Genomic DNA, 12,810 nt, shown 5'->3' with positions numbered 1-12,810 from the left:
CTCCGTGGTTCAAGATTTGGGTTTTAAAGCCCTAAATACAAATACTTTGGAATTGAAATGAAACCTTCTATTGCAGCCAAACTGGCGCAACTTGCTGATCGCCTTGAAGAAGTCGACGCTTTACTGGCGACCGAAGAAGCCACCCGGGATATGGGCACTTATCGCAAGCTGACAAAAGAGCGCGCCGAGCTGGAGCCTGTAGTGGCTCTTTATCATCGCTTTATCCAGATTGAAGCCGATATGAGGGACGCCGCAGAAATGCTCAGCGATCCTGATATGAAGGATATGGCCGAAGATGAAATCAAAGAAGGCAAAGTGCGCATCGAGGCTTTAGAAATCGAGCTGCAAAAAGCACTGCTGCCAAAAGATCCTAACGACGAGCGCAATATCTTTTTGGAAATCCGTGCCGGTACGGGCGGGGACGAAGCTGCGCTGTTTGCAGGGGATTTATTCCGCATGTACAGCCGCTTTGCCGAGCGTAATCGCTGGCAGGTTGAGGTGGTATCGGCCAGTGAATCTGATCTGGGCGGCTACCGCGAAATTATTGCCCGCATCGTGGGTTTTGGCGCTTATTCATGGCTGAAATTTGAATCTGGCGCGCATCGGGTACAGCGCGTGCCTGCCACCGAAACACAGGGCCGGATCCATACCTCGGCGTGTACGGTAGCGGTCATGGCCGAAGCCGATGAGGCAGAAGAAATCACCATCAACCCTGCCGATTTACGTATCGACACTTTCCGCGCGAGCGGTGCCGGTGGTCAGCACATTAACAAAACCGATTCGGCTGTGCGGGTCACGCATATCCCAAGCGGCATTGTGGTGGAATGCCAGGACGATCGCAGCCAGCACAAAAACAAAGCCCGCGCCTTATCAGTGCTGGCCGCCCGTATTAAAGACGTACAAGACCGCGAACGCCACGCTGTAGAAGCCGCGCAGCGTAAATCGCTGGTGGGTTCCGGCGACCGGTCTGAGCGCATCCGCACCTACAACTTCCCGCAGGGCCGCATGACCGATCACCGCATTAATCTGACGCTTTATAAGCTTGATTACATCATGGATGGCGATATGAACGACCTGACGCAAGCCTTGGTCAACGAGCATCAGACCGAGCTGCTGGCGCAATTGGGCGGTGCGGAGTAACGAGGTAAGGGCAGGGTGCAATCCACCGGTTTCACCTCATGTGCCCTAACCAAAGTCAAAATACTTTTTATTAGTGCCTTCGGCACGTTGATTTTGGAGCGGTATCCCCGCGGGGGACTTCCTTTCTTGAACGGCCAAGAAAGGAAGCAAAGAAGGCCGCCCCACGAAACACGAAAGCCCCTTCGCTGCGGACAATCGAGTCGGCGGCGGGCGGGATTGGCTCGTTCCTCGCTCCCTTGCCGAAACCCCGCCCCGCTTGTTCCTCGCTACGGCGTGTTTCAAGGGGACTTTTAAGCCCTATGCGGAGAGTGTGGTTATTGCGTTTTTTCGCTGTTTGCTAATTAAAAAAACTGGTTAGTGCATATGGAATTTCGCCCGCCCTACAAATCTGATCACCAGCAAGCGACACAGGGCGGACCTTGTTATAATGGCCGGCTAAATCAATAAATGAATGCTGGCGGCTTGAGAATGAATGTTTTTTTTGAGGAAGATGGTAATTTCAAGGTAGCCACGATCAAGGAAGAGCAGGCTGCAAGCCTGATGCTTGAAGATGCGCGTGGTAAACGTTTTAAAGTAAAAGCGGCCAATGTGCTGCTGCGCTTTGAGCGGATTAGCTTGGATGATTTCCTGAAAGCGGCACAGGCTGCGGCGGATGAAATTGATATCGATTTCCTTTGGGAATGCTGTGGCGCAGAGGAATTTGCATTTAATACGATTGCCGCCGAATACTTCGGTGCCAATCCTTCGGTACAGCAACAGGCTGCCGCGCTGATCCGTTTGCACGGCGCACCGATGTATTTTTACCGTAAAGGCCGCGGCCATTACAAAGCCGCGCCTGAAGAAAATCTGAAAGCCGCTTTAGCCGGGCTTGAGAAAAAGAAAAAAGAAGCCGAACAAATGGCGATCTGGCAAGCCGAGCTGCAGGCTGGCGTGTTGCCTGAGTCATTTGTCCCCCTCGCCAGTAAATTACTGCACCGCCCGGATAAAAACACCCTTGAGTGGAAAACACTGGCTGCCGCTGCAGACGCCATGCAGATGTCTACCCTGCGTTTAATGGAAAAAATCGGCGCTATTCCCGATGTGGGCGATTATCTGCTGGATGGTTTCCTGGCTGAATCCTTCCCTAAGGGCCGTGGCTTTGCGCCAACCGAGCCTGTTACATGCCCTGGCGATTTACCGCTGGCCGATGTACAAGCTTTTAGTATTGATGATTCCACAACCACAGAAATTGATGATGCCTTCAGCCTGAAGCGTCTGCCCAATGGCAATTGGCAGGTAGGTATCCATATTGCCGCGCCTGCTCTGGGCATTGCGGCAGGGTCTGATGTCGATAAAATTATTCTGGACCGCTTGTCTACCGTGTATATGCCCGGCGACAAGATCACCATGTTGCCCAACGATGTGGTTGAAGTATTTACCCTGCAAGAAGGCAAAACCTGCCCGGCACTGAGTATGTATTTAGAGCTGTCGCAGGGCTTTGATGTGCTTTCGCATCGCAGTGTCGTAGAAATGGTGCCGATTGCTGCCAACTTGCGTCATGAGCAGCTGGAGCCGGTGTTTAATGAAAACACGGCAGGTAAGGACGACGCCCCTGATTTCCCTTGGAAAGAAGAAATCACTTTCTTATGGCACTTTGCAGGTGCATTAGAAGGCCGCCGTGGTAAAGCTGACCCGACTGCACCGCTGAAGATTGATTACAGCTTCTATATTGATCAGGTTGATGGTGAAAAACGTGTGCGCATTGTGCCGCGTAAACGTGGCGCGCCGATGGATAAGCTGGTGGCCGAGCTGATGATTCTGGCTAACAGCACATGGGGCAAGGATTTGATGCAGGGCCAGGTGGCAGGTATTTATCGCGGCCAGAATGGTGGCCGTGTGCGTTTAACCACGCAGGCAGGCCCGCATATTGGCCTGGGTGTGGAATGCTATTCATGGGCTTCTTCACCATTGCGCCGTGCGGTGGATTATGTGAATCAGCTGCAGTTACTGGCGCTGATTGGTAACACCAAGCCGCGCTTTCAAAAAAATGACGCTGAGCTTTATTCGATTATCGGAAGTTTCGACACTGCCTACGCCGCCTACGCTGAATTACAAGATAAGATGGAAAGGTACTGGTGCTTGCGCTGGTTGCTGCAGGAAAACAAACGTGAAATTACTGCGGTGGTGATCAAAGAAAATCTGGTTCGTGTGGATGGTATGCCCTTGGTGATGCGTGCAGGTATTCCGGAACTACCAGCCGGTACAACGGTCAGTCTGCAAGTGATGAAAATTGATTTGCTTGAGCTTGTGCTTGAAACACGCATGGCGACAATTTAAAAGGCCGGGAGCAGGGAATGGGAAGCAGGGGATTACTCCTCTGTGTTGCTCCCACTCCCTCAATTATTTAACAAACAATGATGGATATAAATGCTGCCTAATCAACGCCTTAAGCAATGTCTGCCTTTGAAGTTTAAAAATGGCTCGCAGGTGCGCCAGTTCTCCAAGCCTTGTGTGAGCTGCGGGGAAATGCTGCAAGCCAATGATATGTATGGCATTGCGCGTTTGGTAGAAAATCATATTGCGATTGCTGCAAAGGCCCGTTGCCCTAAGTGCGATGCAGAATTTGGTGTCTGCTGCATTATTGATGACGAGAAAAAAGTTCGCCGCCTGATCCTGCCGCAGTTTGCATTTAATCTGTATTTACGTAATTTGCCGCTGCAAGCCGCTGAAATTGAAGCCGCCGCCGCTCCTAAGGAGGCTGATATTGCTCCCGTGCAGCCCAGCCCGGCGCCGCTGGCCGTTAAAACCCCGGCAAATATTCAGCGGGCTGTTGAAGTGATTGGCAGCTATCAGCAAAAACCGATCCCTGCATGGGTAGTGGTAGATGGTCAGCAGCTTAATTTTGACCGTGTATCGCCTGATGCCAGGGTGGCCGCGGGTGAGTTTCTGCTGGATGGCTGCTTTATTTACCGTGGCTGATAAAGCTTGATTTTGACTGAATAGCGGGCTGATTTTTATTTGCTGCGCTGCGTCAAATGAGGGGCTCTTTGGCTTATTTATCCTGTCCAAGCAGCGTTTCTGGGATTATAATCTGATCCCTTCTGAAATAGCCCTGCCCAGAAACGGGCTGGAGAAACACCATGCAACGTTCTCTGCTTAAATCGAAAATTCATCGCTGTACTACCACACACTCTGAGCTGCATTACGAAGGCTCGTGTGCCATTGATGAAAATCTGCTTGAAGCCGCTAATATCCTTGAACACGAACAGATTCATATCTGGAATGTGGATAACGGCGAGCGTTTCTCTACCTACGCCATTAAGGCCGAGCGTGGTTCGGGAATTATTTCGGTGAATGGCTCGGCAGCACGCCGTGCTGCGGTGGGTGATCTGCTGATTATTGCCACTTTCGCTAATTTTGAAGAAGCAGAAATCGCTGCTTTCCATCCCGCGCTGGTGTTTGTGGATGGTGACAACCGAATCAAAGAAATTAAGCACCACGCCCCTGTGCAAGCTGCTTAATGAACACCCTGCTGTAACACTCTATACAGGCTGCCTTTTTCGGCAGCCTTTTTCTTGACTAGGATTTTTAATGAATTCAACTGCCGTTAAAGATTACCTCCTGAGCCTGCAACAAAATATTGTCGCCACCTTAGAGCAGCTCGACGGATCTGTTTTTCATACCGATCAGTGGGAAAGAGAGGGCGGTGGCGGTGGCATGACGCGGGTGATTGAAGGCGGCAATCTGTTTGAGCGTGGCGGGGTGAATTTCTCGCATGTGATGGGCCATGCCCTGCCGCCGTCAGCAAGCGCCGGACGCCCGGAATTAGCCGGGCGCGCTTTTGAAGCGATGGGCGTGTCCTTGGTTTTGCACCCGCGTAATCCCTATATCCCCACCGTGCATATGAATGTGCGCCTGTTTCGCGCGCACAAGGCTGGCGAGCAGGATGTGTGGTGGTTTGGCGGCGGCATGGATCTTACCCCCTATTACGGCCTGGAAGCAGATGCGGTGCATTTCCATCAAGCCTGTAAAGATGCGCTCGATCCCTTTGGCGCGGCGCTGTATCCGGAATTCAAAGCCTGGTGCGATCGCTATTTCCACCTGAAGCACCGCAACGAGCCGCGGGGTATCGGCGGTATTTTCTTTGACGATTACAATGCCGCCGGTTTTGAAGCCAGCTTTGCCATGATGCAGAGCGTGGGTAATGCCTTTTTACCCGCCTATGTGCCAATTGTGGAGCGCCACGAAGACGCCGAATACGGCCAGCGCGAGCGCGACTGGCAATCATTCCGCCGTGGCCGTTATGTAGAATTTAATCTGGTGTTCGATCGCGGTACGCTGTTTGGCCTGCAATCGGGTGGTCGTACTGAATCCATCCTGATGTCTATGCCACCGGTGGTGAACTGGCGCTACGATTACCACCCCGAAGCAGGCACGCCTGAAGCGCGTTTATACAGCGATTTCTTGTGTGATCGGGATTGGTTGGGTGTAATGGTTACTGATTGATGCTGGCGGGTAAGTAGGTATCTAAACCTGATCAACTCAAAGGGCATGATGTGTTTCGCAGGAGCGGCTTTAGCCCTTCCTGCGTTATGGATTTTAAGTACTGCTTTGATCCCTTAAGAGGAATCTCATGGTCGCAAGCCCGATTGGTTTTGATCTGAAAAGCCTAGAAGTATTTGCCGCAATTGTGGAGGCGGGGGGGATGACCGCTGCTGGGCAGCGCCTTGGCATGACGCAATCGTCTGTTTCACAAAGCATCGCCAATTTAGAAGCGCAATTGCATGTGCAACTGCTGGATCGCTCGCAACGCCCGCCTATGCTCACCCCCTTGGGGCGTAAGTTTTACGAGCAGGCCGATCGATTATTGGGCGATGCCCGCCGTGTGAGTTTAGAATTTCGCCGCCAGGAAGCCACGCCGCTGAAACATGTGCGAATTGCCTTGGTCGATTCCCTGGCCATCAGCGTGGGTAAAGAATTGGTGGCTGCAATTAAGCGCCGCACCGCGCACTGGTCTATGGTCACCGGCCAGTCGCATCAGCATGCCGATGCCCTGCTTAACCGCCGGGTGGATATTATTTTGTCTGATGATGCCGTACCCAATCACCCCGAGCTTTTTCGTCGCCGCCTGCTGCGTGAACCTTTTATTCTAGTGCTGCCGCTGGATTTTAAAGGGCCGGTCAGCAGCCTGCGAACCCTTGCCGCAGCACTGGATTTTATCCGCTACAACCCCTCCACCGTGATTGGCCGCACCATAGAAAACAAGCTGCAGGAGTGGAGCATTCATCCGCCATTACGGATGGAGCTGGATAATTCCTACGCCATTTTGCAAATGGTTAAAGCAGGCTTGGGCTGGGCGCTGACCACGCCGCTTTGCCTCTTGCAAGGCGGGATTAAAACGGGCGAAGTGCAATGCCTGCCCGTGCCTGAGGGCGAATTCACCCGCGAGCTGACGCTGCTTGCCAGAAGTGGTGAGCTTGGCAACCTGCCCGAGCTGCTTGCAGACGACAGCATCGCCCTGATGCAAGAGCGTTACCTGCCCGTGCTGGCCAACGCCGCACCATGGCTACTCCCTAGAATCGTGCTGGGTGATTTACCGCGTTGAGGTGGTTTTTTATTTAAGAACTGATGTTACGCAGAGATCATCTTTTTAGTGCCTTCGGCACGTTGATTCAGGTGCGGGCGTCCCGCTGGACCTTCCTTTCTTGTGTGGCCAAGAAAGGAAGCGAAAGAAGGCCACCCCACGAAACACGAAGGCCCCTGCGCTGCGGACAATCGAGTCGGCGGCTGCGGGACTCGCTTCGCTCAAACATCCTCGCCGAAACCCCGCCCCGCTTGTTCCTCGCTCCGGCGTGTTTCAAGGGGGGATTTAAGCCCCGTGCCACTCGCTGCGATACGAGTTCAAATTTCAAAGGTTTAAAATACTTAAAACTTACAAAACAACTTAATTTAAGCCTGGTTTTGCTCCGTGAAACTCTGCGTCCTCTGGCCCCTCCGCGATTCAAAATGTGGGTTTTACTAGTATTTCATGCCAAAGTCCGGCGGGTTTTACCCAGCCTACAAAAGTTAGTTTGCTTAACTTGATGTGCATAGAAGGCTGCTATTCCCATCCCCATCCCCACTTTGAAAGACTATTGCTGCATCGCGCAAAGATAAGTGTAAGCAATAGTAATAAATAAGCTAAAACGATAGTAGTTGTCGCAGTAAATTCCCTAGTCATAAACTGACATCCAGCCTTTCATTCAATCTTTTCTGTATGCGTGTGCTTTCACTTTTTAATAAAGGAAACATCATGGCAGAAGTTAAACGGGAGCTTAAACGCTCGCTCAAAACCATCCACCTCTGGGGAATTGCGGTGGGTTTGGTGATTTCGGGCGAGTATTTTGGCTGGAGCTATGGTTGGGATAAGGCGGGCACGCTGGGCTTTATGATCACCTCGCTGGTGATTGCGGCCATGTATACCACTTTTATTTTTAGCTACACCGAGCTGACCACATCCATTCCCCATGCGGGCGGCCCCTTTGCCTATGCTCGGCGCGCCTTTGGCCCTACCGGGGGTTATATCGCCGGCATGGCCACCCTGATCGAATTTGTGTTTGCCCCGCCTGCTATTGCGCTGGCGATTGGGGCCTATCTGGGTGTGCAATTTCCAGGCTTGGATCCCAAGCACGCTGCACTTGGGGCGTATCTGGTGTTTATGTTTCTTAATGTAATCGGGGTAACGATCGCTGCCACTTTCGAGCTTTGCGTTACCATTTTGGCGATTTTAGAACTGCTTGTGTTTATGGGCGTGGTCGCTCCCGGCTTTGCGTGGAGCAATTTTGTGGCCCATGGCTGGTCGGGGGCGGATCAATTCAGCAGCGCATCCTATAGCGGTATGTTTGCAGCGATTCCATTTGCGATTTGGTTCTTCTTAGCGATTGAAGGTGCGGCGATGGCGGCGGAAGAGGCAGAAGACCCGCGAAAAACCATTCCAAGGGCCTATATCAGCGGGATTTTAACCCTGGTGGTGCTGGCTATTGGTGTGATGGTTTTTGCAGGGGGCGTAGGTGACTGGCGGCAGCTGGCCAATATCAACGAGCCTTTGCCTAAAGCCATGCAAATGGTGGTGGGGGCGAATTCAGGCTGGCTGCATATGCTGGTGTGGATTGGCTTATTCGGGCTGATCGCGTCTTTTCACGGCATTATCATGGGCTATTCACGGCAGATTTATGCGCTGGGCCGTGCGGGCTATTTACCCAGCGTATTAGCCAGCGTGAATCAGCGTTTTCAAACCCCGCACTGGGCGATTCTGGCGGGCGGCGTGGTGGGCGTGGCGGCTATTTATGCCGATTCGGTGGTGCAGCTACAAGGTATGTCGCTGACGGCAGCGATTATCACCATGTCGGTGTTCGGTGCGATCGTGATGTACATCATCTCTATGGCCGCGCTGTTTAAATTACGCCGCAGCGAACCTCAGCTCGACCGTCCTTACTCCGTACCTTTTTACCCCGTCTTCCCCTTAGTTGCACTTCTGCTTGCCCTGGTTGCACTTCTTGCGATGATCTACTTTAACCAAACCATATTCTGGATTTTTATTGGCTTTATGGTCGGCGGCTACGCCTACTTCCTCGCCACCCGCCAGGCCAGAGAAGACGCACCCCATGATGAAATGCTGCAAACGGTGGGGGATGCTGTGAAGTAAGGCAGCAAAACCCAAATCTTGAACCACGGAGGCCACAGAGGACACGGAGTTTCACGGAGAAAAGCGATTTTGATTACTTAAAGCCTAGCAATCTGGATCCATATCATAGCTCGTCGCATGGGGCTTTAAATCTCCCCTTGAAGCACGCCGGAGCGAGGAACAAGCGGGGCGGGGTTTCGGCCAGAGAGCGAGGCAGCGAGCCAATCTCGCCCGCCGCCGACTCGATTGGACCGCAACAGGGGCTTTCGTGGTTTGCTGTTGTCGCTTGGCTTCGTTTCTTGGCGAAGCAAGAAAGGAAGGCCCCGCGGTGGCAACCGCTCCAAAATCAACGTGCCGAAGGCACTTAAGACCTAAGTCAGTGGGTAAATACCCACTCTCACGCACACCGCATCAGGGGATCAATATGCAAGCTCGTGAAGTCAAAACAATCGAAGATGCCATCGCCGTGGTTGAAGCCAGCGGACTTTCTCATATCAAAGTGGGCATGTCTGATATCGATGGCGTGATGCGGGGGAAATATGTTTCTAAAGAGAAGTTTATTTCCATCCTGAAAGGCGGCTTAAGCTTCTGTAATGTGGTGCTGGGCTGGGACTCCAACGATCAGCTTTACGACAATGTGCAATACACCGGCTGGCACACCGCTTACCCCGATGCTCAGGCGCATATTATTCCCGAAAGCTGCCGTGAGCTGCCGCTGGAAATGGTCGATGGCAAGCCGATGCTGTTTTTTCTTGGCGAATTTAGCGGCGATGCCGAGGCCATCTGCCCGCGTCAGCTCTTAAGCCGTATCGTTAAAAAAGCGGCGGACATGGGCTATCTAGCGAATTGCGCACTGGAATACGAATTCTTTGTGTTTAAAGAAACGCCTGAGTCGGTACGGGCCAAGAATTATCAGAATCTTATTCCTTGGACGCCTGGCTATTTTGGTTATTCCATTTTACGTAGCACGGTAAACGCCGATTTTTATCATCAGCTGCTCAAACTCAGCGAAACCATGGATATGGGCATCGAAGGCCTGCATACCGAAACCGGCCCCGGCGTGCTGGAAGCCGCTATCGGTGTAGATGAAGCCAGCCGCGCAGGGGATAAAGCGTTTCTGTTTAAAACATTCTGTAAGGTGCTGGCGCAGCAGAATAATCTGATGGCCACCTTTATGGCCAAATGGTCAGCGGAGCTACCAGGACAAAGCGGGCATATTCATCTGTCTTTAAATGATATTAATAGTGGTAAATCGGCATTTTACGATCCAACCCAGCCGCACAATATGAGTAAAACCCAGCGGCATTTCCTGGCGGGTGTGCAGCGTTTACTGCCCGAATTTATGGCGATGTTTGCCCAAACCGTGAATAGCTATACCCGCTTAGTACCGGGCTATTGGGCACCGCTGGATGCGACCTGGGGCCTGGAAAACCGCACCACCGCTTTGCGGCTCATCCCCGGATCGGCTAAATCACAACGTATCGAAGTGCGTATTGGATCTGCCGATGCCAATCCCTATCTGGCACTGGCCGCAGCCTTAGGCGCTGGCTTGTACGGCATTGAGCATGAATGGGAGCCGGAAGAGATGGTGGTCGGCAATGCCTATACGCAAACCTTTCCCGACCGTTTGCACCTGCCTAACTCACTTGGGGAAGCGGCAAAACGCTTCAAAACATCCGAAGCCGCCCGTAGCTTGTTTGGCTCGCCCTTTGTAGAGCACTTCACCGCCACCCGCGAATGGGAAGAAAGAGAATTTCGCAAACACGTTACAGATTGGGAATTAAAACGCTATTTTGAAATTATCTGATGCTGAAAAAACTAATTGCACTGATTTGCGAATAAACCCCAAATCTTGAACCACAGAGAACACGGAGGGCACAGAGTTGCACGGAGAATACCAAGAGAAATAAACTGTTTTCTTCATGTTTTTTTGTGCTTTGAATGGTTTTTTACGCTTAGTATTTTTAAGTAGTTACAGATAAAAGGCTTGTGAACAGCACGAACTAAAATGTGAACCACGAAGGCCAGATGAGGACAAATCAAATAAGTTTTTCTCCGTGAAACTCCGTGTTCTCTGTGCCCTCCGTGGTTCAAGAAGTGGGTTTCCTCATTCGTTTTTTGTGCAGCTATTTTTAAAGCAACCATTCCATCCTTCTGGGAGTAGCTATGCCTGAACTGATCACGATTAGTCCTATCGACGGTAGCGAAGTGGCGCGGCGTGCTTATGCCGATGAGCACCATATCACGGCCACTTTACGCCGTGCCAAGATTGCCCAGTGGGATTGGCGGCAGGTTTCTCTGCTTGAGCGTGCGGCGCTGCTGAGCCGTGCGGTGGATGCTTTTTCCGCTAATAAAGAGGCGATTGCCGAGGCGATCACCCGCCAGATTGGCCGGCCGATTCGTTATTCACCCAATGAAGTGGTCGGCTTTGATACCCGTGCGCGGCATATGATGGCGATTGCACCGGAGGCTCTGGCCGATATCCGGCCAACGCCTATCGATGGGTTTAACCGCTTTATCCGCCGCGAAGCCTTGGGAGTGGTGCTGGTGGTGGCACCGTGGAATTACCCGCTTCTGACTGCGGTAAACGCGATCATTCCTGCGCTGATGGCGGGGAATACGGTAATTTTAAAACACTCAGCACAAACCCCGCTTTGCGCCGAGCAAATCCACGCCGCTTTTGTGGCTGCAGGCTTACCTGCTGGCGTGTTCCAGTATTTGCACACCGATCACGCCAGCACGCAAAAGCTGATTCAGGCTAAAGAAATCAAACATGTTTGCTTTACCGGCTCGGTCGCGGGCGGCATCGCCGTGGAGCAGGCCGCAGCTGGGCGTTTTATTGGCGTGGGGCTGGAGCTGGGCGGTAATGATGCGGCGCTGGTACGCAGCGATGCCGATCTGGCCCATGCAGTGGATACGCTGGTCGATGGCGCGTTTTTTAACTCCGGGCAAAGCTGCTGTGGCACGCAGCGCATCTATGTGCACCAGTCTGTTTACCAGGAATTTGTAGACCGAGCTTTGGCGCTGACTGAGCAATATGTCTTGGGAAATCCGCTGGATGCGGCTACCACCATCGGCCCCGTGGTGCGGGTCGCCGCCGCCAATGCGGTGCGGGCTGCAGAGGCCGATGCACTGGCCAAAGGCGCAAGCCAGATTGTCGATACCCGCCGCTTTGCGCTGGATGACGGCAAAGGCGCTTATCTGGCCCCGAGAATATTTACCGGCGTGAATCACCAGATGCATCTCATGGCCGACGAATGTTTCGGCCCCGTGGTGGGCATCATGCCGGTGAAAAACGACGAAGAAGCCATCCGCCTTATGAACGACAGCCCCTACGGCCTGACCTCCGCCGTATTCAGCCGCGACGAAAACACAGCGCTCAGCCTGGGCGATCAGCTGGAATGCGGCACCTTCTTTATGAACCGCTGCGACTACTTGGACCCGGCCCTGCCCTGGACAGGTATTAAACAAACAGGGCGGGGAGCGACTTTATCGGTGCTGGGGTATGACTATCTGACAAGGCCGAAGTCGTTTCATTTGAAGCAGATGTGATATCTGGCGTTGTTGGGTAAACCCAAGTCCTGAACCACAGAGAACACGGAGTTTCACGGAGGAAAGCTATTTTGAATTGAGCTTTATGTTTCGAGCTTAAGGCTCGTAGCTTGGGCTAGTGGGTTTGTTCTCTGGTTTTAGGTGGATAAATCTGCGTAATTCAACACTTAAGCTCCAAAAAATGTTGGGTTACGCGATCATCGCTGAGCGAGGTAAACCTCGCACGCAGACTGCTAACCCAACCTACGAAAATTAAAGCAATAAGTTGATGGTTGATGTGGGGCTTAAGTCCCCCTGAGACCAGCCGAGCGAGGAATAAACGGGGCGGGGCTTTCGTCAATTCGTGTTTGAGCGAAGCGAGTTGAATTGACGCCGACTCGTTTATCCGTAGCGAGGGAACCCCGCGAAGCGGGGCGCAGACGCCGGGGCGGCCTTCTTTGGCTTCGTTTCTTGGCCGCGCAAGAAAGGAAGGTCCA

At 52.5% G+C, this 12,810-nt stretch carries 9 protein-coding genes; all 9 read left to right on the top strand.

What is annotated here, in order from left to right; genetic code table 11:
* Nucleotides 1-57: 57 nt before the first annotated feature.
* The 9 genes from prfA (at nt 58) to CSQ88_RS04110 (ending at nt 12,334) form a co-directional block, all read left to right on the top strand.
* Complete coding sequence (prfA, locus tag CSQ88_RS04150; RefSeq protein ID WP_099396843.1) at nt 58-1,140, top strand: peptide chain release factor 1; 1,083 nt, start codon at nt 58-60, stop codon at nt 1,138-1,140.
* A 468-nt stretch (nt 1,141-1,608) separates the two neighbouring features.
* Nucleotides 1,609-3,456 (top strand): ribonuclease catalytic domain-containing protein, encoded by a 1,848-nt coding sequence (locus tag CSQ88_RS04145; protein WP_099396842.1) that lies wholly within the window; start codon nt 1,609-1,611, stop codon nt 3,454-3,456.
* A gap of 90 nt (nt 3,457-3,546) precedes the next feature.
* Nucleotides 3,547-4,098: a hypothetical protein gene (locus CSQ88_RS04140; protein WP_099396841.1), complete on the top strand. Its 552-nt coding sequence runs from the start codon at nt 3,547-3,549 to the stop codon at nt 4,096-4,098.
* A gap of 161 nt (nt 4,099-4,259) precedes the next feature.
* Nucleotides 4,260-4,640, top strand: a complete 381-nt coding sequence (gene panD / locus CSQ88_RS04135; RefSeq protein WP_099396840.1) for an aspartate 1-decarboxylase — start codon at nt 4,260-4,262, stop codon at nt 4,638-4,640.
* A 70-nt stretch (nt 4,641-4,710) separates the two neighbouring features.
* Complete coding sequence (hemF, locus tag CSQ88_RS04130) at nt 4,711-5,625, top strand: oxygen-dependent coproporphyrinogen oxidase (RefSeq protein WP_099396839.1); 915 nt, start codon at nt 4,711-4,713, stop codon at nt 5,623-5,625.
* A gap of 127 nt (nt 5,626-5,752) precedes the next feature.
* Complete coding sequence (locus CSQ88_RS04125; protein WP_099396838.1) at nt 5,753-6,724, top strand: LysR family transcriptional regulator; 972 nt, start codon at nt 5,753-5,755, stop codon at nt 6,722-6,724.
* Nucleotides 6,725-7,411: 687 nt separating this feature from the next.
* Nucleotides 7,412-8,803 carry an ethanolamine permease gene (gene eat, locus CSQ88_RS04120; RefSeq protein ID WP_218962990.1) on the top strand — a complete coding sequence of 464 codons (1,392 nt, stop codon included), beginning with the start codon at nt 7,412-7,414 and terminating at the stop codon, nt 8,801-8,803.
* A gap of 403 nt (nt 8,804-9,206) precedes the next feature.
* Complete coding sequence (locus tag CSQ88_RS04115; protein WP_099396836.1) at nt 9,207-10,589, top strand: glutamine synthetase family protein; 1,383 nt, start codon at nt 9,207-9,209, stop codon at nt 10,587-10,589.
* A gap of 359 nt (nt 10,590-10,948) precedes the next feature.
* On the top strand, nt 10,949-12,334 hold the full coding sequence (locus CSQ88_RS04110) for an aldehyde dehydrogenase family protein (RefSeq protein ID WP_099396835.1): 1,386 nt from the start codon (nt 10,949-10,951) through the stop codon (nt 12,332-12,334).
* Nucleotides 12,335-12,810 lie beyond the last annotated feature (476 nt).

It is taken from the genome of Iodobacter sp. BJB302, assembly GCF_002735645.1.
Taxonomy (GTDB): domain Bacteria; phylum Pseudomonadota; class Gammaproteobacteria; order Burkholderiales; family Chitinibacteraceae; genus Iodobacter.
Note: the sequence above shows the minus strand (reverse complement) of the source record. Positions and strands in the feature narration are given on the sequence as shown.